At 73.5% G+C, this 25,328-nt stretch carries 25 protein-coding genes; 15 read left to right on the forward strand and 10 right to left on the reverse strand.

The genetic code is table 11. From position 1 onward, the window contains the following. Positions 1-9: 9 nt before the first annotated feature. Positions 10-582: a TetR/AcrR family transcriptional regulator gene (locus tag ACTWPP_RS20420; protein ID WP_443105887.1), complete on the reverse strand. Its 573-nt coding sequence runs from the start codon at positions 580-582 to the stop codon at positions 10-12. Between the two features lie 114 nt (positions 583-696). Between ACTWPP_RS20420 and ACTWPP_RS20425 the strand changes: the two genes are divergently transcribed. The 4 genes from ACTWPP_RS20425 to ACTWPP_RS20440 all read left to right on the forward strand — a co-directional run bounded on the left by ACTWPP_RS20425 (position 697) and on the right by ACTWPP_RS20440 (position 3,854). After that, positions 697-1,113, forward strand: a complete 417-nt coding sequence (locus tag ACTWPP_RS20425; protein ID WP_443105888.1) for a plectin — start codon at positions 697-699, stop codon at positions 1,111-1,113. Between the two features lie 182 nt (positions 1,114-1,295). After that, complete coding sequence (locus ACTWPP_RS20430) at positions 1,296-1,961, forward strand: maleylpyruvate isomerase N-terminal domain-containing protein (RefSeq protein ID WP_443105889.1); 666 nt, start codon at positions 1,296-1,298, stop codon at positions 1,959-1,961. Between the two features lie 137 nt (positions 1,962-2,098). Beyond that, on the forward strand, positions 2,099-3,487 hold the full coding sequence (locus tag ACTWPP_RS20435; protein ID WP_443105890.1) for an MFS transporter: 1,389 nt from the start codon (positions 2,099-2,101) through the stop codon (positions 3,485-3,487). Between the two features lie 118 nt (positions 3,488-3,605). Continuing rightward, on the forward strand, positions 3,606-3,854 hold the full coding sequence (locus tag ACTWPP_RS20440; RefSeq protein ID WP_443105891.1) for a hypothetical protein: 249 nt from the start codon (positions 3,606-3,608) through the stop codon (positions 3,852-3,854). Positions 3,855-3,897: 43 nt separating this feature from the next. Here the strand turns inward: ACTWPP_RS20440 and ACTWPP_RS20445 are convergent, their stop codons facing one another. After that, positions 3,898-4,404, reverse strand: coding sequence for an NUDIX domain-containing protein (locus tag ACTWPP_RS20445; RefSeq protein ID WP_443105892.1), 507 nt, complete (start codon positions 4,402-4,404; stop codon positions 3,898-3,900). A 300-nt stretch (positions 4,405-4,704) separates the two neighbouring features. On the opposite strand from ACTWPP_RS20445, the gene ACTWPP_RS20450 reads away from it, so the two are divergent. The 4 genes from ACTWPP_RS20450 (at position 4,705) to ACTWPP_RS20465 (ending at position 9,306) form a co-directional block, all read left to right on the forward strand. Further along, positions 4,705-6,816: a molybdopterin oxidoreductase family protein gene (locus tag ACTWPP_RS20450; RefSeq protein ID WP_443105893.1), complete on the forward strand. Its 2,112-nt coding sequence runs from the start codon at positions 4,705-4,707 to the stop codon at positions 6,814-6,816. A gap of 142 nt (positions 6,817-6,958) precedes the next feature. Then, positions 6,959-7,366: a nitrite reductase small subunit NirD gene (gene nirD / locus ACTWPP_RS20455; protein ID WP_443105894.1), complete on the forward strand. Its 408-nt coding sequence runs from the start codon at positions 6,959-6,961 to the stop codon at positions 7,364-7,366. Continuing rightward, on the forward strand, positions 7,350-8,567 hold the full coding sequence (locus ACTWPP_RS20460; protein WP_443105895.1) for a uroporphyrinogen-III synthase: 1,218 nt from the start codon (positions 7,350-7,352) through the stop codon (positions 8,565-8,567). Before nirD ends, ACTWPP_RS20460 begins: the two co-directional genes overlap by 17 nt. Next, positions 8,560-9,306, forward strand: coding sequence for a sirohydrochlorin chelatase (locus ACTWPP_RS20465; protein WP_443105896.1), 747 nt, complete (start codon positions 8,560-8,562; stop codon positions 9,304-9,306). The genes ACTWPP_RS20460 and ACTWPP_RS20465 overlap by 8 nt, the downstream gene beginning before the upstream one ends. On the opposite strand, the gene ACTWPP_RS20470 is transcribed toward ACTWPP_RS20465, so the two are convergent. After that, positions 9,258-9,776: a MarR family winged helix-turn-helix transcriptional regulator gene (locus ACTWPP_RS20470; RefSeq protein ID WP_443105897.1), complete on the reverse strand. Its 519-nt coding sequence runs from the start codon at positions 9,774-9,776 to the stop codon at positions 9,258-9,260. The two genes, ACTWPP_RS20465 and ACTWPP_RS20470, sit on opposite strands and share 49 nt — an antisense overlap. Positions 9,777-9,892: 116 nt before the next feature. Here ACTWPP_RS20470 and ACTWPP_RS20475 point away from each other — a divergent pair, with 116 nt between their 5' ends. Beyond that, complete coding sequence (locus ACTWPP_RS20475; protein ID WP_443105898.1) at positions 9,893-10,876, forward strand: ATP-binding cassette domain-containing protein; 984 nt, start codon at positions 9,893-9,895, stop codon at positions 10,874-10,876. Between the two features lie 2 nt (positions 10,877-10,878). Beyond that, positions 10,879-11,766 carry an ABC transporter permease gene (locus tag ACTWPP_RS20480; protein WP_443105899.1) on the forward strand — a complete coding sequence of 296 codons (888 nt, stop codon included), beginning with the start codon at positions 10,879-10,881 and terminating at the stop codon, positions 11,764-11,766. Between the two features lie 50 nt (positions 11,767-11,816). Here the strand turns inward: ACTWPP_RS20480 and ACTWPP_RS20485 are convergent, their stop codons facing one another. Together ACTWPP_RS20485 and ACTWPP_RS20490 are read right to left on the reverse strand one after the other, a co-directional pair. Continuing rightward, on the reverse strand, positions 11,817-13,133 hold the full coding sequence (locus ACTWPP_RS20485; RefSeq protein WP_443105900.1) for a sigma-70 family RNA polymerase sigma factor: 1,317 nt from the start codon (positions 13,131-13,133) through the stop codon (positions 11,817-11,819). 260 nt (positions 13,134-13,393) lie between these two features. Next, entirely contained in the window at positions 13,394-14,563 is a 1,170-nt protein-coding gene (locus tag ACTWPP_RS20490) for an AMP-binding protein (RefSeq protein ID WP_443105901.1), read from the reverse strand. A gap of 111 nt (positions 14,564-14,674) precedes the next feature. Between ACTWPP_RS20490 and ACTWPP_RS20495 the strand changes: the two genes are divergently transcribed. The 3 genes from ACTWPP_RS20495 to menD all read left to right on the forward strand — a co-directional run bounded on the left by ACTWPP_RS20495 (position 14,675) and on the right by menD (position 18,254). Further along, positions 14,675-15,574: a 1,4-dihydroxy-2-naphthoyl-CoA synthase gene (locus tag ACTWPP_RS20495; RefSeq protein WP_443105902.1), complete on the forward strand. Its 900-nt coding sequence runs from the start codon at positions 14,675-14,677 to the stop codon at positions 15,572-15,574. Positions 15,575-15,639: 65 nt separating this feature from the next. Further along, entirely contained in the window at positions 15,640-16,590 is a 951-nt protein-coding gene (locus ACTWPP_RS20500; protein WP_443105903.1) for an o-succinylbenzoate synthase, read from the forward strand. Continuing rightward, on the forward strand, positions 16,587-18,254 hold the full coding sequence (menD, locus tag ACTWPP_RS20505; RefSeq protein ID WP_443105904.1) for a 2-succinyl-5-enolpyruvyl-6-hydroxy-3-cyclohexene-1-carboxylic-acid synthase: 1,668 nt from the start codon (positions 16,587-16,589) through the stop codon (positions 18,252-18,254). Before ACTWPP_RS20500 ends, menD begins: the two co-directional genes overlap by 4 nt. A gap of 153 nt (positions 18,255-18,407) precedes the next feature. Here menD and ACTWPP_RS20510 read toward each other — a convergent pair whose 3' ends face one another. Then, positions 18,408-19,226: a tyrosine-protein phosphatase gene (locus tag ACTWPP_RS20510; RefSeq protein WP_443105905.1), complete on the reverse strand. Its 819-nt coding sequence runs from the start codon at positions 19,224-19,226 to the stop codon at positions 18,408-18,410. 268 nt (positions 19,227-19,494) lie between these two features. On the opposite strand from ACTWPP_RS20510, the gene ACTWPP_RS20515 reads away from it, so the two are divergent. Together ACTWPP_RS20515 and ACTWPP_RS20520 are read left to right on the forward strand one after the other, a co-directional pair. Next, positions 19,495-20,535: a fatty acid desaturase family protein gene (locus ACTWPP_RS20515; RefSeq protein ID WP_443105906.1), complete on the forward strand. Its 1,041-nt coding sequence runs from the start codon at positions 19,495-19,497 to the stop codon at positions 20,533-20,535. Between the two features lie 19 nt (positions 20,536-20,554). Beyond that, positions 20,555-21,376 carry an Fpg/Nei family DNA glycosylase gene (locus ACTWPP_RS20520; RefSeq protein ID WP_443105907.1) on the forward strand — a complete coding sequence of 274 codons (822 nt, stop codon included), beginning with the start codon at positions 20,555-20,557 and terminating at the stop codon, positions 21,374-21,376. Positions 21,377-21,402: 26 nt separating this feature from the next. Here the strand turns inward: ACTWPP_RS20520 and ACTWPP_RS20525 are convergent, their stop codons facing one another. From ACTWPP_RS20525 to ACTWPP_RS20540, 4 genes are all read right to left on the reverse strand, one after another. After that, positions 21,403-22,650: a cation:proton antiporter gene (locus ACTWPP_RS20525; RefSeq protein ID WP_443105908.1), complete on the reverse strand. Its 1,248-nt coding sequence runs from the start codon at positions 22,648-22,650 to the stop codon at positions 21,403-21,405. Between the two features lie 7 nt (positions 22,651-22,657). Next, on the reverse strand, positions 22,658-23,140 hold the full coding sequence (locus ACTWPP_RS20530; RefSeq protein ID WP_443105909.1) for a cation:proton antiporter regulatory subunit: 483 nt from the start codon (positions 23,138-23,140) through the stop codon (positions 22,658-22,660). A 105-nt stretch (positions 23,141-23,245) separates the two neighbouring features. Next, positions 23,246-24,481, reverse strand: coding sequence for an isochorismate synthase (locus ACTWPP_RS20535; protein WP_443105910.1), 1,236 nt, complete (start codon positions 24,479-24,481; stop codon positions 23,246-23,248). Between the two features lie 190 nt (positions 24,482-24,671). Then, positions 24,672-25,262, reverse strand: coding sequence for a biotin transporter BioY (locus ACTWPP_RS20540; RefSeq protein WP_443105911.1), 591 nt, complete (start codon positions 25,260-25,262; stop codon positions 24,672-24,674). Positions 25,263-25,328 lie beyond the last annotated feature (66 nt).

Here is a 25,328-nt window from a genome sequence, read left to right on the forward strand (position 1 = left end):
GGCCGGGGCTCAGCCGGCGCCGCCGATGATGAGGTCGAGGCCGGCGGTGAAGCGGGCGTCCCAGTCGACCGCGCGGTCCGCGCCGTCCTCGCCGGTGTCGCGCACCTCCAGCGCGGCGTGGCCGATCACGTAGCCGAGCAGGGTGTGCGCGGCGGCCGCCGCCGTGTCCTCCGCGACACCGCCGCGGCGGAGGACCTCGCGCAGCGACGCGACCGTGGTGGTGAGCGCGGCGGGGTTGCGGCGGGTGACGACGAGGGGCAGCACGCCGGCGTGCGCGAGCAGCCGGCCCCGGTAGTCGGCGGCCCACGCGCGCAGGGCGTCCCGCCACGCCCCGGACGCCGCCCCGTCGGCCTGCGCGGGGGCGGACGCGACGTGCGCGACGAGCCCGTCGAGGAGCTGCTCCTTGCCGCGGGGGAGGTGGTGGTAGATCGCCATCGCCTCGACCTCCAGCGCGTCGCCGAGCCGGCGCATGGTGAGCCGGCTGAGGCCTTGGCCGTCGACGATCCGCAGGGCCGCCTCGATGATCCGTTCGGTGGACAGCGGCGTCCGGTGCTGGGCGTTGATGCTGGGCTGCCTGACCATGAGCACCGACCTTACTGTGTAAAGGGCCGAAGCCGGGTGTCCGTCGCCCCGACACGCCGCGAGCCCGCGTACGCTGACCTCGACCGGATTCGAGACCGTTGAGGGAGTACCACCATGCCGCTGGGCCGCCGGGTGAGCAAGGACGTCGCGGAACTGTACGAGGCCGACCAGCGGCTGGCCGGCGAGTACGAGGCGCGGCTGGCGGCGGCCGGCGAGGCGGAGCGGGCGCTGCGGGACGCGCAGGGCGCGGACGTGCCCCAGCCGCGGCTGCGGGAGCTGACGGTCGCGTTCGACAAGGCGATGACGTCCGTGCTCGCCGCCGCCGAGGCGTCCGAGCGCGCCGCGATGGGCCCGAAGGTGTACACGGCCGATTCGCAGAACGCCGGGACGCGCCGCGCCGCGGAGATCGCCTACCGCAAGGCCAAGGCGCGCCCGGCGGTGCGCCCGTGGACCGACGAGGTCGACCGGCTGCGCACCGCCCGCGAGGCGCACCGGCTCAGCTTCCGGACGCAGCCCACGGTGATCGTCTGAGCCGTCCCCGACGTGTGGCGACACAGCGTCACCGGGTGGCACCGGCCACCGAACTTTGAGAGTCTGCCCTCTCGGGGGAACGCCGGGGGAGGCCCGCGCCGCATGTCGCCGGCCGCGACGGGCGCGTGGCCGCGCCGCGGCGGAGAGGGCACACGGTGCTCTGGACGCGGGGGGAAAGTCACGTGGAGCGCACGCCGCCGGACCGGTACCGCGTACTCGAGTCCTACCAGGAGGGGGTGCGGGCGATCCGGGCGCTGGCGGACAAGGCCGTCGACTGGGACGTCCCGACGCCCTGCGCCGACTGGCGGCTGATCGACCTGGCCGGGCATCTGCGGTGCGTCGCGGAGAACTTCCTGGAGTATCTCCAGGACGCGCCCGACAGCCGGCTGGCCACGCTGTTCGCGCGGGACGCGGCGGCGGCGGTGCTGATCAGGCAGCAGGCCCGGCAGAACGCGGCCGAGCTCGCGGTGCTGCCGCCCGAGCCGGGACCCGACCGGATCATGGCGTTCGGGGTGTCGGCCGGGGCGTACGCCGACCTGATGCCGGACATGTGGGACCGGACGCATCTCATCTACCGGGGCACCAAGTACACCGTCGGCGACCACGCGGGCGCGGCCTGCGTGGAATGGCATCTGCACGCGTGGGACATGGCGCGCGCCCTGGGGGAGCGGTACCAGCCGCGCGACCCGGATCTGCTGGTGTCGGCGTGGCACTGGGGCGTCCCGCACCTGCCGCTGGCGTCGGGGGACGCGTGGGAGTCGGTGCTGCGCTCGTCCGGCCGCTCGCCGGACGGCCCGGTCCGCCGCGACCGGGCACCGGGCCGCGGGGGTGTTCACATCCGGCTGTGACCGGATGTGCGCTCGATGTAGCACGGCGGGTACAGGATCCGACCGGGCGTGTAACCCGGCGTCCCTAACTTCTCCGAGTGTTCGCGACGTCCCGGTTTCCGTGACCGGGGCCTTTACGACACCTGGAGGAGACGGCCATGACGCTGCTCACCGACGAGACCTCCCGGCGGGCCGCCGCCGGGAGGGGTGGCCGGTGGATCGACCACTGGGAGCCCGACGACGATGCGTTCTGGGCGGAGACCGGCCGGAAGGTGGCGGCGCGCAACCTGGTGTTCTCGATCTTCACCGAGCATCTGGGCTTCTGCGTGTGGCTGCTGTGGAGCATCGCCGTGCTGTACCTGGCCGACAACGGCACGGCTCTGTCGGTGGGGCAGGTGCTGTGGCTGACCACGCTGCCGAACCTGACGGGGGCGGCGCTCCGCATCCCCTACACCTTCGCCCCGGCGCGGTTCGGGGGGCGCAACTGGACGCTCGCCAGCGCGCTGCTGCTCCTCGTCCCGTGCGGGCTGTTCGTCTACGCGATCGAGAATCCCGGGCTGCCGTACTGGGCGCTGCTGCTGATCGCCGCCGCGACGGGGCTCGGCGGGGGCAACTTCGCCTCCTCGATGTCGAACATCACGCACTTCTACCCGACCGACAGGCAGGGCCTGCCGCTCGGCCTGAACGCGGCCGGCGGGAACGTGGGAGTCAGCGTGACCCAGCTGACCATGCCGCCGCTGATCGCGGCCTTCGGACTGGTCGCGCTCGGCTGGGTGTGGATGCCGCTGGTGCTGGCCGCGGCGGCCGGGGCGTACCTGTTCATGAACAACCTGTCCGGGGCGGCCCAGGCGTACACGCTGCGGGAGATGGGGCGGATCTCGATGCGCCCGCACACGATCGTGATGTCGGTGCTGTACATCGGGACGTTCGGCTCGTTCATCGGCTACTCCTTCTCGTTCGGCGTGCTGATCAAGGCGCAGTTCTCCGGCGTCCAGGCGTCGGACTACATCTGGCTCGGCGCCCTGATCGGGTCGGCCGCGCGGCCGCTCGGGGGCTGGCTGGCCGACAGGTTCGGCGGCACCGCGGTGACCTTCTGGAACTTCCTGGGCATGGGGTTCGGCGTCGTGGCCGTCTGGGCCGCGGTGGCCGCCGGGTCCTGGCCGCTGTTCCTCGGAGCGTTCCTGTGGGTGTTCGCCGCCACCGGTGTGGGGAACGGCTCGACGTTCAAGATGATCCCGGCGATCTTCAAGACGCACACGCTGGCGGGGCTGGAGCCCGGCGACGAGCCGGCGCTGCGCCGGGCGCTGCGGACCGCCCGGCGGGACGCCTCCGCGGCGATCGGCCTCATCTCCGCCGTCGGGGCGTTCGGCGGGGTGCTCATCCAGCAGACGTTCCGCGTCTCGCTGGAGCGGACGGGCGGGATCGGCCCGGCGCTGATCGTCTTGGCCGTCTTCTACGGCGTGTGCGTCGCGCTCACCTGGGCCGCCTACATGCGGAAGGCGGGCGCCGGCCCGGCGCGGGCGAGCCTCGCCGACGCCGGCGTCTGACCCGGCCCGGCCGCCGTTCGTTCCGGCGGCCGGGCCGGGTGAGAGGGTAGCCCGTCCCGGCCTGGGTAGAGCAGCCTGGACGGAAACGCGAGGCGGCGGGGGAACGGAGACAGGACCGATGGCGACCTGTGAGGTCTGCGGCAACGACTACGAGATGGCGTTCGAGGTTCACGCGCAGGGCGCGGTGCACACGTTCGACTCGTTCGAGTGCGCGATCAACCGGATGGCGCCGGTGTGCGAGAACTGCCAGTGCCGAATCATGGGGCACGGCATTGACGTGGACGGCCACTTCTACTGCTGCGCGCACTGCGCCCGCGCCGCCGATCCGGAACGCGGACGGCAGGCCAAGGACGCCGTGCCCGCCTAGGCGCGGCCCGGCGGGCGGGGAGACCCGGACTGCGCGGGGCGGCTCAGCCGGGCGGCCCGGCCGGGCGGGCGCCGAACGGCTGCTCGCGGCCGTCCTCGAGGTAGACGGCGCGGCCGTCGGCCATGGCCCGCAGGCTGGGGTCCATCCGGCGTGCCACGTGCGGCGGCGCCAGTTCGGGGATCTTCTCCGGCGCCACGAGGATGTGGTCGGACAGTTCCTCGGGCGGCAGCCGGATCGCGGCGATCTCCGCACCGGTGATGGTGCCGCCGAAGACGAACACGTTGACGGAGTCGACGCCGTCGTCGCGCGGCGAACCCCAGTCGACGCAGGCCAGGCCGTTCAGGCGGGGGACGAGGCCGAGTTCCTCCTCGCATTCGCGCACGCAGGCCGACAGGGGGGACTCGTCGGTCTCGATGACCCCGCCGGGCAGGTACCAGCCCTCGCTGTAGGTGGGCTTGACCAGCAGGACCCGCCCGAGGTCGTCCAGGAGGAGCGCCGCCGCGGCGCCGCGGGAGCGCGGCAGTGAGGCGTAGTAAGCAAGGTCGGGCATGTACCGAGGTTAGGTGTGATCATCGTACGGTGGTCCGGGCCGGGCGGTGGCGGGGCCGCATCCGTCCGCGCGACCGCCGCGCCGCCACGAATCCGTTCGATAACCGGTTGAATGGCGACGAAAGGGCCATGACCGGGATCAACAACGCTTGACCCGCGATCGTCAAGGCCACCGGCCCGGGCCGCGCCGCGGGGCGGCGCGGGCCGTCCGGCCTGGGCGAACGCGCGGCGTGAACGGCATTTAACGCTGGAGTCACATCGGGGACTCGCCGCCGAAACGGCGCCCGCCGAGGCTCGGTGCATGATCGGGACTCCTGCGCACTGTCCGTACTGCGCCCTGCAATGCGGCATGACCCTCGGCCGGGACGGCACGGGAACCAGCGGGGACACGGTGCGGGTGACGCCGCGCGACGACGTGCCCGCCAACCGCGGCGGGCTGTGCCAGAAGGGCTGGACGGCCGCGGAGCTGCTCACCGTCCCGGACCGGCTGACCACGCCGATGATGCGCCGCGTCCGGGACGCGCCGCTGGAGCCCTGCACGTGGGACGAGGCGCTCGGCCGCGTCGCCGCGGAGGCGGGGCGGCTCCGGGACCTGCACGGGCCGGACGCCGTCGCGGTGTTCGGCGGCGGCGGGCTGACGAACGAGAAGGCCTACCAGCTCGGCAAGTTCGCCCGGGTGGCGCTCGGCACGTCGCAGATCGACTACAACGGCCGGTTCTGCATGTCGTCGGCCGCGGCGGCGTCCGGCCGGGCGTTCGGGATGGACCGCGGGCTGCCCGGCCCCGTCACGGACCTGGCGGCGTCCGGCGCCGTGCTGATCGCCGGCGGGAACCCGGCCGAGACGATGCCGCCGTTCATGCGGCACCTGACCGAGATGCGCGACGGCGGCGGCGCCCTCATCGTCGTGGACCCGCGCCGCACCGCCACGGCCCGCCAGGCCGACCTGCACCTGCAGCCCACGCCCGGCACCGACATCGCCCTCGCCAACGGGCTGCTGCACCTGCTGATCTCCGAGGGACTGGCCGACGAGGACTACATCGCCGCCCGGACCACCGGGTTCGGCGCCGTCCGGACGGTCGTGAACGCGTACTGGCCGGACCGGGTGGAGCGGATCACCGGTGTGCCCGTCCCGCGGATGCGGGAGGCCGTCCGGCTGCTCGCCCGGGCCGGCCGCGCCCACGTCCTCACCGCGCGGGGCGCCGAGCAGCACGCCCGCGGCACCGACATGGTGAGCGCGTTCATCAACCTGGCGCTCGCGCTCGGGCTGCCGGGCCGCGCGGGCTCGGGCTACGGGTGCCTGACCGGGCAGGGCAACGGGCAGGGCGGACGCGAGCACGGGCAGAAGGCCGACCAGCTCCCCGGCTACCGGAGGATCGACGACCCGGCGGCCCGCGCGCACGTCGCGGGGGTGTGGGGCGTGGACCCGGACACCCTGCCGGGCCCCGGGCGTTCGGCGTACGAGCTGCTGTCGGCGCTCGGCACCGGCGGCGGTCCGAAGGCGCTGCTGGTGTTCGGGTCGAACCCGGTGGTGTCGGCGCCCCGCGCCGCGGCCGTGGAGGACCGGCTCGCCGCCCTCGACCTGCTGGTGGTGGCCGACTTCGTGCCCTCGGAGACCGCGCGGCGCGCCGACGTGCTGCTGCCCGCCGCGCAGTGGGCGGAGGAGTCCGGGACGATGACGAACCTGGAGGGCCGGGTGCTGCGCCGGCGCCGGGCCGTCGCGCCGCCGGACGGCGTCCGCACCGACCTGGAGATCATCGGCGCGCTCGCCGAACGGCTCAAGGCGCCGGGGGAGTGGAGCGCCGACCCGGCGGCGGTGTTCGGCGAGCTGCGCCGCGCCAGCGCGGGCGGGATCGCCGACTACTCCGGCATCACCTACGAGCGGATCGAGGCGGAGGGCGGGGTGTTCTGGCCCTGCCCGTCGGAGGACCATCCCGGGACCCCGAGGCCCTGCCTCGACCGCTTCCCCACACCGGACGGGCGGGCGCGGTTCGTCCCGGCCGAGCATCACGGCCCCGACGAGGACGTGGACGAGGACCACCCCGTCTACCTGACCACCGGGCGCGTCCTCGCGCAGTACCAGTCCGGCGCGCAGACCCGGCGCGTCGCGTCGCTGGCCGAGGCCGCGCCGGGGCCGTTCGTCGAGCTGCATCCCGACCTCGCGGAACGGCTCGGCATCGAGGACGGCGCCGAGGTGCGGGTGGAGAGCCGCCGCGGGGCGGCGACCGTCCGGGCGCGGCTCACCGACGCCATCCGCCCCGACACCGTCTTCATCCCGTTTCACTGGGCGGGGGAGGGCCGCGCGAACCTGCTCACCAACCCGGCCCTCGACCCGGTTTCGCGGATGCCGGAGTTCAAGGTCTGCGCCGTCCGCCTCGAACCGGCGGTCCCGCCCGGAGACGTGAGCGCCTTTTAACACGCCGGTGACAAAGGGGACCCAACCGCGAAACGGCCCCTGCCGAGGATCGGTGCATGAACGTCGGGGCCGCGCGCACGCGGAGTCACGCGCGGACGGCAGCGGTCCCGGCGACACGTTCCCGCCAGGAGGTTGCCGCGCGATGACCACGACACCCGAAGCGACGATCACCAGAGGCACGGCGGCACGGCCCGCTGCCCGGCCCGGCGCGGCCCGGTGGTTCGACATCTGCTCCTACGCCGACCTGACTCCCGAGCGCGGCGCCTGCGCGATGGTCGAGGGGACGCAGGTGGCGATCTTCCGGGTCTTCGACGGCGCCCTGTACGCGCTGTCGAACCTCGACCCGTTCAGCGGCGCCTACGTGCTGTCGCGGGGGATCCTCGGCACCCGGGACGGCACGCCGACCGTCGCGTCCCCCATGTACAAGCAGGTGTTCGACCTGCGGACCGGGGCGTGCCTGGACGATCCCCGGGTTGCGCTGCCGGCCTTCCCGGTCCGCCGCGCCGGCGACCGGGTGGAGGTGGCCCTCCCCGATGAGCACCGGCAGTGAGCCGCTGGCCGGGTTCGCCGTCGCCGTGACCGCGGCCCGCCGCCACGAGGAGCTCGCGACGCTCCTTGAGCGGCACGGGGCCCGGGTCGTGCTCGCCCCGGCCATCCGCCTGGTCCCGCTCGCCGACGACGCCGAGCTGCTGGAGGCCACCCGGGCGTGCGCCGGCGGCCGCCTCGACCACGTCGTCGTCACCACCGGGATCGGGTTCCGGGCCTGGCTGGAGGCGGCCGACGGGTGGGGGATGCGGGACGCTCTCGTCGCCCGGCTGGCCGCCAGCGGCATCGTGGCGCGCGGCCCGAAGGCGCGCGGCGCGATCCGGTCGGCGGGCCTGCGGGAACGCTGGTCGCCGGAGTCGGAGGAGTGCGCCGAGGTGATCCGGCGCCTGCTGCAGGAGGACCTCGCCGGTGCGCGGGTGGCGGTCCAGCTGTACGGGGAGCGGCAGCCGGAGCTGACCGGGGCGCTGCGCGCCGCGGGCGCCGAGGTGATCGAGATCCCGGTGTACCGGTGGTCGCGGACCGAGGACTCCACGCCGCTGCGCCGGCTCGTCGGCCAGGCCGTCGCCGGCACGGTCGACGCGATCACGTTCACCAGCGCGCCGGCGGTGGCCGCGACGCTGGCCGTCGCCGCCGAGGACGGGCTGGAGGAGGCGCTGCTGGAGGCCATGCGCGGCCAGGTGGTGGCGGGATGCGTGGGGCCCGTCACCGCGCGGGCGCTCACCGGCCGCGGCGTCCCGACCGTCCAGCCGGAACGGGCCAGGCTCGGCGCGCTGGTGCGGGCCCTGGTGTCGGACCTGCCGAGGCGCCGGTCGCGGCGGCTGTCGGTGCACGGGTTCTCGCTGGAGCTGCGCGGGCACGCCGTCGTCCTGGACGGTCAGCTGCGGCCGATCGCGCCCGCGCCGATGGCGATCCTGCGGGCGCTCGCGCGGCGCCCCGGGCATGTGGTGTCGCGGGCGGAGCTGTGCGGCGTCCTGCCGAGCCGGCTGGTCGCGGGCGGCACCGGGCCCAGGGACGGATGGGCGCGGGAGGTCCGGCCGCGGGAGGCGCGGCCGCAGGCCGACGAGCACGCGGTGGAGATGGCCGTGGCGCGGCTGCGGCGCGGTCTCGGCCGCCCCGGCATCGTGGAGACCGTCGTCAAGCGCGGCTACCGGCTGGCGTGCGACCCGCGGCCCGCCGACCGGCTCCGGGCGGGCGCCGGTGGCTGACACCGCCGCCCGGCCGCGGGCCGCGGGGGCGCCGGTTCCCGCGCTGCTGGCCGTCGCGCACGGCACCCGGGACCCGGCCGGGCCCGCCGTCACCCGGGACCTGCTGGCCCGGGTGCGGGCCCTGCGGCCGGGCCTGCGGGTCGCCGAGGCGTACGGGGAGCTGTCCGCGCCGTCGCTGGAGGACGCCGCGGCCGGGCTGGGCGGCGGCCCCGTGGTGGTCGTCCCGCTGCTGCTGGCGCGCGGCTACCACGCGCTGATCGACATCCCGGACCGGGCGGCCCGGCTGCCGCGGGCGGCGGTGACGGCCCGGCCGCTCGGCCCGGACGCCCTGCTGGCCGGCGCGCTGGCCGACCGGCTGAACACCGTTCTCCCGCCGCGCCGGACGGACACCGTGGTCCTCGGCGCGGCGGGGTCCGCCGACCCGGCGGGCGCCGCCGACGTGCGGGCGGCGGCGCGGCTGCTGGCGCGGCGGCTGCGCCGGCCCGTCCCGTACGGGTTCGTCGCCGCGGGCGGGCCGGCGCTGGACGCGGTCGTGGCGGGCCTGCGGCGCGGCGGCGCGGGCCGCGTGGCGGTGGCGTCCTACCTGCTGGCCCCCGGCCGTTTCCACGACCGGATGAGCGCGTGCGGCGCCGACGCGGTCGCCCCGCCGATCGGCGCGCACGACGCCGCCGCCCGGCTGGTGCTGCGCCGCTACGACGAGGCCCGCCTGCGGCCGGGGATCCCGGCGCCGGTGTCCTGACAGGGCGGTGCGGGCGCGGGGCAGTGCCCGGCGAAGCGCTCGTCGTGGTGGGCGAGGATCCGCAGGATCATCTCCTTGAACAGCCGCCGCTCGTCCGGTGACAGGGGCTCGAACAGCATCTCGTTGAGGCGCATGCGGGCGTCGAGGCTCTCGCCGAGGGACGTCCGGCCGTCCTCGGTGATCTCCAGCGCGTACCGGCGCCGGTCCCCGGGGTCGCGGCGCCGCTCGACGTGGCCGGCCTCCTCCAGCGCGTCCACGATGCCGACCAGGTCGCCGGCGTCCATGCTGAGGCGCTCGGCGACCTCCCGCTGCGACAGCGGCCCGAACCGGCCGACGCACCACAGGACGAGCAGCCGCGGCCACCGCGGCTGGCCGGGGAACTTCCGCGCCGCGGTGCGGCGGACGAGCCGCACCATCTCGAACATCAGGTAGCCGGGCGAGTCGTACAGCGGGTCGGGCCGATCCTCCACGTCCCACTCCTCGGGGCTGCTAGGCGGTGTCAATCTCTCTTGACGTGAGAGATAGGGTACTCCTACCGTTGGATGGCCCAAAATATGGGTCTGTTCCCGATGCGGAGGGAGGCCCGATGCCGGAGGGGGACCCGGCCGTCGAGGTCGACGGCCTGACCAGACGGTTCGGCGACGTGGAGGCGGTGCGGGGGATCGAGTTCACCGTGCGGCCGGGGGAGATCTTCGGGTTCCTCGGCCCGAACGGCGCGGGCAAGTCCACCACGATCAACATGCTCTGCACGCTCCTGAAGCCCACCGGCGGCCGCGCCCTGGTGGCCGGGCACGACGTGGTGCGCGAGCGCGACAGCGTGCGCCGCAACATCGGGCTGGTGTTCCAGGACCCGACGCTCGACGGCTACCTGTCGGGGGAGCAGAACCTGCGCTTCCACGCCGAGCTGTACGGGGTGCCGCGGGCGGTCATGGGCGAGCGCATGCGGCAGGTGCTGGAGATGGTCGGGCTGTGGGACCGGCGCGGTGACCTGGTGCAGAACTACTCCGGCGGCATGAAACGCCGCCTGGAGATCGCCCGGGGGCTGCTGCACTCGCCGCGGGTGCTGTTCCTGGACGAGCCGACCGTCGGCCTCGACCCGCAGACCCGGTCGTCGATCTGGGACTACATCGGGCAGCTCAAGGAGGCCGAAGAGATCACGATCTTCATGACGACGCACTACATGGACGAGGCGGAGTTCTGCGACCGCATCGCGATCATGGACTCGGGGACGATCGTCGCGCTGGACACCCCCGAGGCGCTCAAGGCCGGCGTCGGCAAGGACCGGGTGCGCATCCAGACCGCCGACGACGAGGCCGCGATCGCCGCGATCACAGAGCGGTTCGATCTGGAGGCGGTCATGTCCGAGGGCGCCGTCGCGTTCTCGGTGGCCTCCGGCGAGGCGTTCGTGCCGAGGCTGTTCGCCGGGCTGGGCGTCCCGATCCGGTCGGTGAACGTGTCCCGGCCGTCGCTGGACGATGTGTTCATGTCCTTCACCGGCTCGACGATCCGTGACGCCGAGGCCGGGTCGAGCGACCGCATGCGCATGACGATGCGCGCGATGAGGAGATGACGATGGCGGGTTCCACCAGGGCGGCCGGCCCGGTCGCCGACGTCGTCCGCGTCCGGGTGCCCGAGCCGGGCCTGCGGCAGGACGTGCGCGCCGTGAAGATCGTCCTGCACCGGGAGCTGCTGCGGTTCTGGCGCGACAAGCTGCGGATGGTCTCCGGCCTCGTCCAGCCGGTGCTGTGGCTTCTGGTCATGGGCACCGGCCTGTCCAACCTGATGGCCACCGGGGGAGCCGGAAGCGACATCGACCTGAAGACGTTCCTCTTCCCGGGCGTGTGCGCGATGTCGGTGATGTTCACCGCGATGTTCTCCGCGGGGTCGATCGTGTGGGACCGCGAGTTCGGGTTCCTGCGCGAGATGCTCGTCGCCCCCGTCAGCCGCAGCGCCATCGTGATCGGCAAGTGCATCGGCGGGGCGCTCGTGGCGACCCTGCAGGGCGCGGTGATCGTGGCGCTCGCGGGCCTGGCCGGCGTCCCCTACGACCCGCTGCTGCTGGCCGAGCTGATGGGCCTGATGTTCCTCGGGGCGTTCGCGCTGACCGGCTTCGGCGTGATGATGGCCGCCCGGATCAAGCAGATGCAGTCGTTCTTCGCCCTCATGCAGATGGCGATGATGCCGATGATGTTCCTGTCGGGCGCGCTGTACCCGCTGAACGGGCTGCCCACGTGGCTGAGCGTCCTCACCCGGCTGAACCCGCTCACCTACGCCGTCGACCCGATGCGCCAGGCGGTCTTCGCCCGCCTGGACCTGTCGCCCGCGCTCCAGCGGACGTTCAACCCGGGCGTCACCTGGAACGGCTGGGTCGTCCCGGTCTGGCTGGAGCTCGTCATCGTCGTGGGCATGGGCGTGGGCCTGATGGGCGTGGCGATCCTGGAGTTCCGCCACTCCGACTGAACATCGAAGGGCCCGCCGGACCGCGGGCCCTCCAGTGCGTTCTGCGCGGGTCAGACGGCGTAGTCCAGCAGCGGGCGGGCGTTGCTGGGGTGCCGCAGCTTCGACAGCGACTCCTTCTCCAGCTGGCGGATCCGCTCGCGGGTCAGCCCGAGGGCCCTGCCGATCTCGTCGAGGGTGCGGGGCGTCCCGTCGTACAGCCCGAACCGCATCGCCATGATCTTGGCTTCGCGGGGGGACAGGATGTCGAGGGTGCGGCGCAGCTGGTCGGCCATCAGCTGCCGGTCGACCAGCTCGGACGCCTCGGGGCTGTCGGTGTCCTCGATGAGGTCGCCGATGCGGGTCTCGCCGTCCTCGCCGATCGTGGAGTCCAGGCTGATCGGCTGGCGGCTGGTGCGCAGCAGCTCGCGGATCTGCTCGGGGCTCTTGTCCAGCTCGGTGGCCAGCTCCTCCGGGGTGGGCTCGCGGCCCAGCCGCTGGTGCATGTCGCGTTCGACGCGGCTGAGCTTGCTCAGCATCTCCAGGACGTGCACGGGCAGACGGATCGTGCGGGCCGAGTCGGCGAAGCCGCGCTGTATGGCCTGCCGGATCCACCACATCGCGTACGTGGAGAACTTGTAGCCCTTGGAGTAGTCGAACTTCTCGACCGCGCGGATCAGGCCGAGGTTGCCCTCCTGGACGACGTCCAGCAGCGACAGGCCCCGGTCGGAGTACTTCTTGGCGACCGACACCACGAGCCGGAGGTTGGCCTCCAGCATGTGGGCCTTGGCGCGGCGGCCGTCGGCGGCGACCCATTCCAGGTCGGCGCGCCGCCGGGGCGCGAGGTCCTCGGTCTCCAGCTTGTGCTCGGCGTACAGACCGGCCTCGATGCGCTTGGCGAGGTCGACCTCCTGCTCGGCGGTGAGCAGCTGGCGGCGGCCGATGGCCTTGAGGTAGGTGTGGACCGAGTCGCCCATGGTGGTCGACTGGTCGTCGAGGTCGGCGGGCTCGTCGGCCTCGATGTCGGTGACCTCGAAACCCTCGTCCGGGGCGTCCCCGGCGGCGGCGCCCTTCCCGGCGGTCCCGGCGGCCTTCTTGCGGGGGGTGCGCTTGGCGGGGCCCGGCGCCGCGTGGGCGGTGTCCCCTCCGTTGTGGTCGGCGGCCGCGGCCATCTTGCGGACGGTGTCGGACTCGCCGGCCAGGCTGATCCCGGCCTCGGACAGCTCGCGCAGGATGGAACGGCCCTGGGCCGGGCTGATGCCGGCCGTTTCGAAGGCCCCCCTCACCTCGTCGAGTGAGAGGCGCCCTTGGGCGCGGCCACGCTTGAGGAGGTCGTCGAGCGCGGGGCCCGCCGACTCCGTGAGCGGGGTCTCGACGGCGCTTCGCGGCATGGGGACACCCCTCTCCCTTCGGTGTGTGGGTGCGGCGCGGATTGTTGTTCGCTGGTGGCGCACGCACTTAACGGAACGTCGCACGACCGGGCGATTGTTCCCGGAGCCCGGTGTCCGGCGGTCCGCAGGGGAGCGTGAGGGAGCGATGCAGAAGGCCGTGGTGCCCGGGAAGGGCCATCTCACACGGGTAAACGTAGCCTAGATCTACCTTACTGCGTAAAGGGCGAAAGTCGCGACGACGTGACGAAAACCACCGGGCATCAGGAAGCAGCCGAGCGCAGGCGGGCACGGTCGGGCTTCCCGGACGCCAGCAGCGGGATGGCCTCCACCAGCTCCAGTTCGCGCGGCGCGGCGTGGCCGGGCATCGTCTCGCGGACGAAGGCGCGCAGTTCCGTCAGCTCCGGTGCGCCCCCCGGGCCGGGGGCGGGGACGACCACGGCGGTGACCCGCTCGCCCCACTCGGGGTCGGGGCGCCCGACCACGACGACGTCGCGGACCTTCGGGTGGCGGGACAGGGCGGCGGCGACCTCGCCGGCGACGACCTTCTCCCCGCCGGTGTTGATCACGTCGTCGAGCCGGCCGCGGACGCGGAGCCGGCCGTCCTCCAGGACGCCGAGATCCTGGGTGACGAACCATTCGCCGTCCCTGGCCTCGGCGGTGTCCCGCGGCCGCAGCCGGTAGCCGGTGAACAGGGACGGGCCCGCGAGCCGGATCCGGCCGTCGTCCCCGACCGCGACGCGCATGCCGGGCAGGGGCGTCCCGTTGTAGACGCAGCCGCCGCAGGTCTCGCTCATCCCGTAGGTGGCGAAGACGCGGGCGCCGCGGCCGCGGGCCTCCGCGAGCAGGCCGGGCGCGGCGGCGGCGCCGCCGAGGACGATCGCGCCGAGCCGCGACAGGTCGGTCCCGGCGTCCAGCAGGCGGCGCAGCTGGGTCGGCACGAGCGAGACGTGCGCGCCGTCCGCCGCGGCCACGGCGGCGGGGTCGAACCGGGGCGTGATGATCGGGTCGGTTCCGGCGACGAGGGAACGGACGAGGACCTGGACGCCGGAGATGTGGCTGGTGGGCACGCAGCACAGCCACCGGTCGCCCGGCGCGGCCCCGATGCGGTCCAGGGTGCCGGCGGCGGAGTGGCGCAGCGCGGCGGCGCCCAGCTCGACGAACTTGGGGGCGCCGGTGGAGCCGGACGTGGCGATCAGCACGGCGGTGCCGGCGGCGACGGGGGTGCGGCCGGTGCCGGGGGAGTGCGCGACGGGCCCGTCCGGCGTCTCGATCGCGTCGGGGGCCAGGGCGTCCAGGAGGCCGCGCAGCGCGGCCGCGGGCAGGCCGGGGGAGAGGGGGCAGATCGCCGGGCCGCCGTCGAGGGCGCCGGCCAGGGCCCGGAACAGGCGGGGTCCCGGCGGAAGAACGGCGGCGTGCAGCGGGCGATCCATGATCTCATCAGGGTAGACGACCCCGCTGAACGTGTTCGAATCCAAGGCGGGTTGAATGGGGACGACCGCCGCGACCCCGGCCGGCGCGGTCGCCCTAGCGGAGAGGAAGACATGGTCTCGGAGCTGTTTAACGCGGACGCCTGGAAAGAGGTCGAGGGATTCGGCTTCACCGACATCACCTACCACCGTGCCCTCGGCCACGGCACGGTCCGGGTGGCGTTCAACCGGCCCGAGGTGCGCAACGCGTTCCGTCCCCACACGGTGGACGAGCTGTACCGGGCGCTGGACCACGCGCGGATGTCGAGCGACATCGGATGCGTGCTGCTGACGGGGAACGGGCCGTCGCCGAAGGACGGCGGGTGGTCGTTCTGCTCCGGCGGCGACCAGCGCATCCGGGGCAGGGACGGCTACCGGTACGCCGAGGGGGAGACGTCGGAGACGATCGACCCGGCGCGCGCCGGGCGGCTGCACATCCTGGAGGTGCAGCGGCTGATCCGGTTCATGGGCAAGGTCGTCATCTGCGTGGTGCCCGGCTGGGCGGCGGGCGGCGGGCACAGCCTGCACGTCGTGTGCGACCTCACGATCGCGAGCCGCGAGCACGCCAGGTTCAAGCAGACCGACGCGGACGTGGCGAGCTTCGACGGCGGTTTCGGGTCGGCGTACCTGGCACGGCAGGTGGGGCAGAAGTTCGCCCGTGAGATCTTCTTCCTCGGCGACACCTACGACGCGGAGGCGGCGCACCGGATGGGCATGGTCAACGCGGTCGTCCCGCACGCGGAGCTGGAGGCGACGGCGCTGGAGTGGGGGCGGAAGGTCAACGGGAAGAGCCCGACGGCGCAGCGGATGCTGAAGTACGCGTTCAACCTGGTCGACGACGGTCTGGTCGGGCAGCAGGTGTTCGCCGGGGAGGCGACGCGGCTGGCCTACGGCACCGACGAGGCCGCCGAGGGGCGCGACTCGTTCCTGGAGAAGCGGGATCCCGACTGGTCCCGCTACCCGTGGTACTACTAAATGTCCGAACGCACGGTGTGATCCGGAATACCGTGATTCGGCGTGCAGGTCTGGGGGTCTGGCGGGTGCGGGTCTACTCCATCCCGATGCGGACGCGGTTCCGCGGTGTCACGCGGCGGGAGGGCGTCCTGATCGAGGGCCCCGCCGGATGGGCGGAGTTCTCGCCGTTCCCCGAGTACGGCCCGGCCGAGTGCGCCCGGTGGCTCGCCGCCGCCCGCGAGGCGGCCCGGGAGGGCTGGCCGGCGCCCGTCCGCGACCGGATCCCGGTGAACGTGACGATCCCGGCGGTCGGTCCGGAGCGCGCTTTCGAGATGACCAAGGCGTCCGGGTGCCGCACCGCGAAGGTCAAGGTCGCCGAGCGCGGCCAGTCCGACGCCGACGACCTGGCGCGGGTGGAGGCCGTCCGCGACGCGATCGGCCCGGACGGCCGGGTGCGGGTGGACGTCAACGGCGGCTGGGACGTCGATCACGCGGCGCGGATGATCCGGTCGCTGGACCGGTGGGAGCTGGAGTACGTCGAGCAGCCCTGCGCGACCCTGGAGGAGCTGGCGCGGGTGCGGCTGCGGGTGGACGTGCCGGTCGCGGCGGACGAGTCGATCCGCCGCGCCGAGGACCCGATGAAGGTGCGGGCCGCGGGCGCCGCCGACGTGGCGGTGCTGAAGGTGCAGCCGCTCGGCGGGGTCGCCGCGGCGCTGCGGGTCGCGGAGGCGTGCGGGCTGCCGGTGGTGGTGTCGAGCGCGGTGGAGACGTCGGTGGGGCTGGCGGCGGGGGTGGCGCTGGCCGCCGCGCTGCCGGAGCTGCCGTACGCGTGCGGGCTGGGGACGCTGTCGCTGCTGGAGGGCGACGTCGTCGGTGATCCGCTGTGGCCGGTGGCGGGGGAGATCGGAGTGCGGCGGCCCGTGGTGGACGAGGCGGCGCTGCGCCGCTGGGAGGTGCCCGGTCCGCAGTGGCGGGACCGGGCCGCCGAGGCGCAGGCGCGGCTGGGCGGGCCCGCGGTGATCGAGGCGGCGCGGTGAACCCGGCGACGGCGCTGGCGACCGTCCTGGTCGACGAACTGCTGCGCTGCGGGATGACCGACGCGGTCCTCGCGCCGGGGTCGCGTTCGGCGCCGCTGGCGCTGGCGCTGCACGCCGCGGCGGAGGCGGACCGGGTCCGGCTGCATGTGCGGATCGACGAGCGGTCGGCGTCGTTCCTCGGCCTCGGCATGGCGAAGCGGTCGGGGCGGCCGGTGGCGCTGGTGTGCACGTCGGGGACGGCGGCGGCGAACTTCCATCCGGCGGTGATCGAGGCGCACGAGTCGGGTGTGCCGCTGATCGTGATCACCGCGGACCGTCCGCCGGAGCTGCGCGACACCGGCGCGAACCAGACGATCGACCAGGTGAAGCTGTACGGGACGGCGGTGCGGTGGTGCACCGAGATCGGCGTCCCGGAGAACCGTCCGGGCATGGTGGCGTACTGGCGGTCGCTGGTGAGCCGCGCGTGGGGGCTGACGCGGGCGCCGGTGCCGGGCCCGGTGCATCTGAACGCGGCGTTCCGGGAGCCGCTGATCCCCGACGGTGACGAGTCGTGGTGCGAGCCCCTCGACGGTGACGCGACGGGCGCGTGGACGAAGGTGCGTCCGGCGACGCCCGGGTCGGTGCTGCACGTCCCGCCGACGCGCCGCGGCGTGCTCGTGGTCGGGGACGGCGCGTCCAACGTCAAGCGTTACGTGGCGGCGGCGTCGATGGCCGGCTGGCCCGTGCTGGCCGAGCCGCAGGGCAACGCCCGCTACGGCGACCACGCGCTGTCGTCGCATCATTTCCTGCTGGGGGTCCCGGAGTTCGTGGAGCGGCACCGCCCGGAGGTGGTGGTGACGCTGGGCAAGCCGGGGCTGTCGCGTCCGCTGCTGTCGCTGCTGCGCCGCGCCGAGGAGCACATCGTCCTGGCGCCGGATCTGGCGCACTGGCCCGACCCGGTCCGGTCGGCGACGCAGGTGGCGCCGGAGGTGGAGATCCCGGTGGTGTCGGGCGACGACGCGTGGCTGAAGTCGTGGCGTACCGCGGACCTGGCCGCCGCCGCGGCGGTGGACGGGGTGCTGGACTCGGTGCCGGAGGTGAGCGAGCCGCGGCTGGCGCGCGACCTGGTCGCCGCGCTGCCGGGCGGGTCGCTGCTGCTCGCGGCGGCGAGCATGCCGATCCGCGACCTGGACCAGGTGATGCGGCCGCGGCGCGGCATCCGGATCCTGGCCAACCGGGGCGCCAGCGGCATCGACGGGCTGGTGTCGACGGCGATCGGCGCGGCGCTGGCCCACAGCGGCCGCTCGTTCGCGCTGCTCGGCGACCTGGCGTTCCTGCACGACCAGAACGGGCTGATCCTCGGCCCGCGGGACCGGCGTCCCGATCTGACGATCGTGGTGGTGAACAACCAGGGCGGCGGGATCTTCTCGCTGCTGCCGCAGGCGGCGCTGGCCGACCCGTTCGAGCGGGTCTTCGGCACCCCCCACCAGGTGGACCTGGAGGCGGTCGCCGCCGCGCACGGCGTCCCGTACCGGCGCCTGGACGCCGCGGCGGAGGTGCCGGCCGCGCTGGCGGGGGAGGGGCTGCGGATCGTGGAGGCCCGGACGGACCGGAACGCGAACGCCGCGCTGCACGCCGAGATGCGCAAGGCCGCCCACGCCGCCGTCCGCGAAGTCCTCGCCTGACCGGCGGCCCGAAACCCGCCTACCGCCGGCCCCCCGTTCGCTTCACCTTTCAATTTACAACGTAAAGGCGCCGAGCTTGAGATTATCTCCCAAACTCCAAAACCAAACAGACCACAGCAAGGGAACCATCAATCGTGTGGTGGGACCAGGGGGTCAGCCGAGGAGGCGGGTGCGGAGAGCGTCGGTGTCGTCGGCGGTCCAGCCGTGGCCGGACAGCCAGCCGGTCGTCCCGCCGAACTGCTCGTCGACCCGGGCGAGGAGCTTCTCCATGATCGCCGCGTGGGGGCGGTGGGAGTCGGCGGGGCGCGAGTCGAGGTCGGCGGCATAGGTGTCGCTGGCGCGCAGGCGGCGCAGGATCGCCTCCAGCCGTTCGCCGGTCAGGGCGTAGTCGGAGACGATCGCTTCGCGGGTGACCCCGGCGACGTCCAGGGCGACGGCGCACACCACGCCCGTGCGGTCCTTGCCGGCGGCGCAGTGCACCAGGGACGCCCCGTCGGTGCGCGTCATGACGCGGAGGGCGGTGACGATGGAGTCGCCGCGGTCGTTGAGGTAGCCGAGGTAGTGGCCGACCGGGCGGTCCGTCTCGGGGCCGCCCGCGGGTCGTTCCTGCCAGGGCAGCACCCGGTCCACGTCCACGGCGCCGGCATCGGCGGTGTCGGTGTCGGCGGCGACGTCGGTGTGGCGTCCCCCCTCGGGGAACAGGGACAGCTGGTGGACGGTGACGGACGCCACCCGTGACAGCGGCCCGGTGCCTTCGAGGTGCACCTCGGCGTCGCTGCGCAGGTCGATGACGTTCTTGAGGCCGTAGTCGTCGAGGAGGAGCCGCACGTCGGCGACCGAGAGGTCCTGGAGGTTGTCCGAGCGCAGCACCCGTGCCCGCCGTGTCGTCCGCCCGTCGGCGGTGGGCAGTCCGCCCAGGTCACGGGCGTTGACCGCACCGTCCAATTCGATCCACCGCGTACCGTCGTCCATGGATTGTGAGCCTATATGGCTGCCGTGTCCCGTCTTCTGCCCAGGGGCCCGTTCTGTTTGAGGGCGTGATGTGGAGGTAGCAGTACCGGGACAGGGAGCCGGCACTCCTGTGACTGGCAGGCCCGGCTTGGCGGGCCGGGATGCGTCCGGGGACGTACCCGGGACCTGGGAGCCAGTCCGCGGATGGCTCCGTAGCGGGGTGACCGACCGGTGTCACACTCCGTAGCTTTGAAATCAGTCGTCCCCCCGTTCAGCGAATGGAGGCTTCATGCCCTCAACCCTGCACGCCCCGCCCGTTCCGCCCGCTCCGCCGGGCCGGTCGGCCGGCAGCGACTTCGCGCCGCTGGCGCGGCGCGTCCGCGAGAGCGGGCTGCTGGACCGCCGTCCCGGCTACTACGTGCGGGCGATCGGGCTGAACCTGGCCGCCACGGCCGCGGTCTGGGGCGCGGTGGCCTGGGCGGGGGACGGGTGGTGGACGGTCCTGCTCGGTGTTCCGCTGGCCGTCCTGGCTGCCCGGACGGGGTTCCTCGGCCATGACGCCGGGCACCGGCAGATCGCCCGCAGCGCCAGGGGGAACCGGTGGCTGGGGCTGCTGCTGGGGAACTTGCTGCTCGGGATGGGGCACGGCTGGTGGAGCGACAAGCACAACCGGCATCACGCCAACCCCAATCATGTCGGGAAGGACCCCGATGTGGGGGAGGGGATCCTGGCGTGGACGGGTGAGCAGGCCGGGCGGCAGCGCGGTGTGCTGCGGTGGGTGGCGCGGCATCAGGCGGTGCTGTTCTTCCCGCTGCTGACGCTGGAGGGTGTGAACCTGAAGGTCGGCAGCCTGCTGTTCCTGCGGGGCCGGCGGCGGCGTGATCAGCTGGTCGAGGGTGGGCTGCTGGTCGCTCATACCGTGGGGTATCTGGCGTTGGCGTTCACGCTGCTGCCTCCGGCGCAGGCGCTGGTGCTGGTCGCGTTGCAGCACGCGTTGTTCGGCGTGCATCTGGGGGCGGTGTTCGCGCCGAACCACAAGGGCATGGCGATGCCCGAGCCGGGGGAGCGGTGGGATCATCTGCGTCGGCAGGTCCTCACGTCGCGGAATGTGCGCGGCGGGTTGTTCACCGACTGGTTCATGGGCGGGTTGAACTACCAGATCGAGCATCATCTGTTCCCGAGCATGCCGCGGTGCAGTCTGCGGCGTGTGCGGCCGCTGGTGCGCGAGCATTGCGCGGCGGTCGGTGTTCCTTACGTGGAGACGGGTCTGGTGGCGTCGTACCGGCAGGCTCTGGGTCACATGCGTGAGGTGGGGGAGCCGCTGCGGTAGGGCGGGTTATGCTCCGGCCATGCCGGAGGGACATACCGTTCATCGTCTGGCCGTCGAGCATCAGCGGATGTTCGGCGGCCGTCGTGTTGCCGCGTCCAGTCCGCAGGGCCGTTTCGCCGATGGGGCGGCGTGGCTGGACGGGCGTGTTCTGGTGGTGGCGGACGCGCACGGTAAGCATTTGCTGCTGGGGTTCGATGATGAGCGGACGTTGCATGTTCATCTCGGCATTTATGGGCGGTTCGTGTTCGGTGCGGTGCCGGCGCCGGTGCCGGTGGGGGCGGTGCGGCTGCGGCTGGTGGGTGGGGGCGGGTACGCGGATCTGCGTGGGCCGAGTACGTGTGAGTTGCTGGATCCGGGTGATGTGAAGCTGTTGCGTGACCGGCTGGGGCCTGATCCGTTGCGGGGGGACGCCGATCCGGGGGTGGCGTGGCGGCGTGTGAGTCGTGCGCGGACGCCGATCGCGGTGCTGTTGATGGATCAGTCGGTGGTGGCGGGGCCGGGGAACATCTACCGGGCGGAGGTGCTGTTCCGGCAGGGGATCGATCCGCGGTTGCCGGGGCGTCGGCTGGCGTCGGAGCAGTGGGCGGCGATCTGGGCGGATCTGGTGGTGTTGATGGCCGATGGTGTGCGGGACGGGCGGATCGACACGGTGCGTCCGGAGCATATGCCGGAGGCGATGGGGCGGCCGCCGCGGGTGGACGGTCATGGCGGTGAGGTGTACGTGTATCGGCGGGCGGGGCTGCCGTGTCTGGTGTGCGGGGCGCGGGTGCGGACGGTGGAGCTGGCGGCTCGGAATCTGTTCTGGTGTCCGGGTTGCCAGCCGCCCGTGTCCGGTGGGTGAGGGCGGCGGGGTCGGCGGGGTGTGGTTCAGATGGCGTCGGCGGTGTGGGTTTCTTCGTCGCTGAGGCGGGTGTCGGGGAGCGGTACGTCGTCGTCGGTCTGGGGGGCGCGGCGTTTGGTGCGGCGGGCGCGGAGGCGGCCGGCGAGGGGTTCGGTGCCGCGGGCGAGGACGGGTCCGGCGACGGCGAGGATGAGGACGTAGGCGGCGGCGAGGGGGCCGAGGTTGGCGCTGACGCCGGCGCTGACGGCCAGGCCTGCGATGACGATGTTGAATTCGCCGCGGGGGACGAGGGCGGCGCCGGCGCGCAGGCGTCCGGTGACGGCGACGCGGGCGTGGCGTGCGGCGATCCAGCCGCTGCCCATTTTGGTGAGGACGCCGATGAGGGCGAGGGCGGCGGCGATGCCGAGGACGGGTGGCAGGTCGCCGGGGTCGGTGTGGAGGCCGAAGAAGACGAAGAACACGGCTGCGAAGAGGTCGCGTAGCGGTGTGAGGAGTTTCTGGGCGGTGTGGGCGAGGCTGCCGGACAGGGCGATGCCGACGAGGAAGGCTCCGACGGCGGCCGAGACCTGGAGTTGTTGTGCGACGCCGGCGACGAGGAGTGTCAGGCCGAGGACTTTGAGGAGGAGGACTTCTTCGCTGGGGGAGGCGACGAAGCGTTCGACGAGGGATCCGTGGCGGAGTGCGATGTAGAGGATCGCGGTGATGGTGGCGGCGGCGATGCCGAGTGCGGCGGCGCCGCCGAGGAGTCCGGCGCCGGCGAGGAGTGCGGTGAGGATGGGCAGGTAGGCGGCCATGGCGAGGTCTTCGAAGACCAGGATGGACAGGACGGCGGGTGTTTCCTTGTTGCCGAGCCAGCCGAGGTCGCCGATGACTTTGGCGGTGATGCCGGAGGAGGTGACGTAGGTGATGCCGCCCATGGCGACGGCGGCGACGGGGCCCCAGCCGAGGAGGAGGGCGGCGGCGACGCCGGGGGCGGCGTTGAGGGCGAGGTCGGCGAGGCCGACGGGTGCGGAGGTGCGCAGGGTGCCGACGAGTTCGTCGGCGGTGTATTCGAGGCCGAGGGTGAACAGCAGGAGGATGACGCCGACTTCGGCGCCGATGGCGACGAAGTTCTCGCTGGTGGTGAGGGGGAGGATGCCGCCGGAGCCGAAGGCGAGGCCGGCGATGAGGTAGAGGGGGATGGGGGAGATGGAGAAGCGGACGGATACCGCGCCGAGGAGGCCGAGGGCCAGGATGATCGCGCCGAGTTCGATGAGCTGAACGGCAGAGGTCATGCGCGGGTCAGCCGTTGGCGAGGATCTGGGCGACGGCGGCGGTTCCTTCGGCGGTTCCTACGGCGACGACGATGTCCGCGGCGGTGAAGGTGAAGTCGGGGCGGGGGCTGGCGATGACCTGGCCTTCGCGGACGACTGCGACGATGGAGGCGCCGGTGCGGGTGCGGGAGCGGGTGTCGCCGAGGGGGCGTCCGTCGTAGGGGGATCCGGCGGCGATGGGGATCTGTTCGGTGACGAGGCCTTCGACTTGGCGGTGGAGTTCGGCGAGGTGTTCGATGATGCGGCCGGTGCCGAGGAGTTCGGCGATGGCGGTGGCTTCGTCGGCGGACAGCGCGACGGTGGCGATGCAGCTGTCGGGGTCTTCTTTGTCGTAGATGACCAGGTCGCGGCGGCCGGTGCGGTGGGAGATGACGCCGATCTGGCGGCCGCGTGCGGTGGTCATGACGTGCTGCAGGCCGATGCCGGGCAAAGCGGTCCGTTCGACGTCCACGGTGCTTCGTCCTCCGTCTGTGTGTTGCGTGGTCGTCCATGACCGTACATGGAGTGCGCCGGGATTGTGACGGTGGGTGCGGTGTGATCGTCGCTGTTGGGGGGGTCAGCCGTGGAGGGCGTATTGCATGGCGTGGAATTTGGTGCGGGCTTCGGCGAGTTCGGCGTCGGGGTCGGAGTCGGCGACGATGCCGCAGCCGGCGAACAGGCGTGCGCGGGTGCCGTCGATTTCGGCGCAGCGCAGGGCGATGCCCCATTCGCCGTCGCCGCGGGCGTCGACCCAGCCGACGGGGCCGGCGTAGCGGCCGCGGTCCATGCCTTCGAGTTCGCGGATGAGGTCCATGGCGATGTCGGTGGGGGTGCCGCAGACGGCGGGGGTGGGGTGGAGGGCGGCGACGACGTCGAGGACGGAGTGGTCGGCGGTGAGGTGTCCGCGGACGGGTGAGGCGAGGTGGGTGAGGTTGGGGAGGGTGAGCAGTTCCGGTTCGGCGGGGACGGTGAGGTGTGCGCAGAGGGGGGTGAGTGCGTTGCGGACCATGTCGGCGGCGTAGCGGTGTTCTTCGCGGTCTTTGGCGGAGGTGAACAGGTGCTGGGCGCGGGCGTGGTCGTCGGCGGGGCCGGTGCCGCGGGCGGTGGTGCCGGCCAGGACGAGGGATTCGATGTGGTCGCCGGTGCGGCGGATGAGGAGTTCGGGGGTGGCGCCGACGAGGCCGGCGCAGGAGAAGGTGTAGCAGCCGGGGAACCGGCCGGCGAGGCGGCGCAGCAGGACGCGGGCGTCGATGGGGGTGTCGGCGCGGACGTTGAGGTCGCGGGCGAGGACGACTTTGCCGAGGCGGCCTTGCCTGATGCGGTGGACGGCGGCGGCGACGGTGTCCTTCCAGGCGTGTTCGGGGAGTGCGCCGTCGCTCCATTGGAGGTGGGCGGGGGTGTGCGGGGGGGTGGTGAGGGTGTGGGGGTCGGTGTCGCCGCCGATGGTGGTGAGCCATGCGGTGCCGTCGCGGCGGCCGAGGACGCGGCGGGGGATGATGAGGGTGGAGTCGGGGGATTTGGGGTCGAAGCCGAAGGAGCCGAAGGCGACGGGGCCGGTGCCGGGGAGGGCGATGGGGTCGTCGACGGCGGCGGTGTCGAAGAGTTCGCGGAGGAGGTGTTCGGCGGCGGCGAAGCGGTCGGTGCCGCCGGGGAGGGTGAGGCGGGCGGCTTCGCCCCAGCCGACGATTCCTTCGCCGTGGCGGATCCAGGCCAGTGCGGCGGGGTGCGGAAGCCGCGCGATGAGGTCGCCCGGGTCGGGGACCGGGACGGTGCGGACGGACAGGCGGTCCGGTGCTGTCACGGCGAGCTTCACGCATGCCACTGTACGACAGATTTGAACCTGTTCAAACGGGCGGGGCGGGGTGTGCCGTGAGGTGTGCGCCACATGGGCCGTGTCCTGCGGGGCCTGGCCGGGCGGGGGTGTGTGCCCGGTGTGGACATGCCCGCCCGTCCCGGGGGCATGCGCGGGGCGCGGGTCCGGGTCGGGCGGGCATGGTCGGGGGTCAGCGGCCGCGGGCGGCTCCGGTGAGCTTCCACGCCGCGGGCAGCAGGCCCGCCGCGAGGAGGACCTTCAGCGCGTCGCCGGCCAGGAAGGGGGTGACGCCGAGGTCGAGGGCGCGGCTGAGGTCGACGTGCAGGGAGGCCATGAGGTACGGGACGCCGGCCGCGTACATGATGGCGGTTCCGGTGAGCATCGTGGCGATGGTGCGCAGGGGGGTGCGGTCGCCGCCGCGCTGTGCGAGGGCGCCGACGGCGGCCGCGGCGGCGACGAATCCGATGACGTACCCGAGGGTCGGGGCGCCGGTTCCGGATCCGGCGTCGGTGAACCAGGGCACGCCCGCCATCCCGGCCAGCAGGTACACGATCATGCCGAGGCCGGCGCGGCCGAAGCCGAGCGCGGCGCCGGTCAGCAGCACCGCGAAGGTCTGCCCGGTGACCGGGACCGGTGTGCCGGGCAGCGGCACCGCGAGCTGCGCGGCGGCGCCGACGAACGCGGCGGCGCCGGCGACGAGGGCGGCGTCGCGGGCCAGGGAACCGGGCAGCAGGTCGCCCAGGACGGCGGGGCGCCGCTGGGCTGCGTGGGCAGTAGCCACAGATCCTCCCAAATAGGTGTTGTGAGCCCGAAACCTAGCGAATGGGGTTTACGGGTAGGTTCACGC

Origin of the sequence: Actinomadura sp. 3N407 (genome assembly GCF_052245875.1) — a bacterium.
Classification (GTDB): domain Bacteria; phylum Actinomycetota; class Actinomycetes; order Streptosporangiales; family Streptosporangiaceae; genus Spirillospora.

Coding starts and splice junctions, on each gene's coding strand:
- ACTWPP_RS20420 (WP_443105887.1), bottom strand. CDS start 582: ATGGTCAGGCAGCCCAGCATCAACGCCCAGCACCGGACGCCGCTGTCC.
- ACTWPP_RS20425 (WP_443105888.1), top strand. CDS start 697: ATGCCGCTGGGCCGCCGGGTGAGCAAGGACGTCGCGGAACTGTACGAG.
- ACTWPP_RS20435 (WP_443105890.1), top strand. CDS start 2,099: ATGACGCTGCTCACCGACGAGACCTCCCGGCGGGCCGCCGCCGGGAGG.
- ACTWPP_RS20440 (WP_443105891.1), top strand. CDS start 3,606: ATGGCGACCTGTGAGGTCTGCGGCAACGACTACGAGATGGCGTTCGAG.
- ACTWPP_RS20445 (WP_443105892.1), bottom strand. CDS start 4,404: ATGCCCGACCTTGCTTACTACGCCTCACTGCCGCGCTCCCGCGGCGCC.
- ACTWPP_RS20450 (WP_443105893.1), top strand. CDS start 4,705: ATGATCGGGACTCCTGCGCACTGTCCGTACTGCGCCCTGCAATGCGGC.
- nirD (WP_443105894.1), top strand. CDS start 6,959: ATGACCACGACACCCGAAGCGACGATCACCAGAGGCACGGCGGCACGG.
- ACTWPP_RS20460 (WP_443105895.1), top strand. CDS start 7,350: ATGAGCACCGGCAGTGAGCCGCTGGCCGGGTTCGCCGTCGCCGTGACC.
- ACTWPP_RS20475 (WP_443105898.1), top strand. CDS start 9,893: ATGCCGGAGGGGGACCCGGCCGTCGAGGTCGACGGCCTGACCAGACGG.
- ACTWPP_RS20480 (WP_443105899.1), top strand. CDS start 10,879: ATGGCGGGTTCCACCAGGGCGGCCGGCCCGGTCGCCGACGTCGTCCGC.
- ACTWPP_RS20485 (WP_443105900.1), bottom strand. CDS start 13,133: ATGCCGCGAAGCGCCGTCGAGACCCCGCTCACGGAGTCGGCGGGCCCC.
- ACTWPP_RS20490 (WP_443105901.1), bottom strand. CDS start 14,563: ATGGATCGCCCGCTGCACGCCGCCGTTCTTCCGCCGGGACCCCGCCTG.
- ACTWPP_RS20495 (WP_443105902.1), top strand. CDS start 14,675: ATGGTCTCGGAGCTGTTTAACGCGGACGCCTGGAAAGAGGTCGAGGGA.
- ACTWPP_RS20510 (WP_443105905.1), bottom strand. CDS start 19,226: ATGGACGACGGTACGCGGTGGATCGAATTGGACGGTGCGGTCAACGCC.
- ACTWPP_RS20515 (WP_443105906.1), top strand. CDS start 19,495: ATGCCCTCAACCCTGCACGCCCCGCCCGTTCCGCCCGCTCCGCCGGGC.
- ACTWPP_RS20520 (WP_443105907.1), top strand. CDS start 20,555: ATGCCGGAGGGACATACCGTTCATCGTCTGGCCGTCGAGCATCAGCGG.
- ACTWPP_RS20525 (WP_443105908.1), bottom strand. CDS start 22,650: ATGACCTCTGCCGTTCAGCTCATCGAACTCGGCGCGATCATCCTGGCC.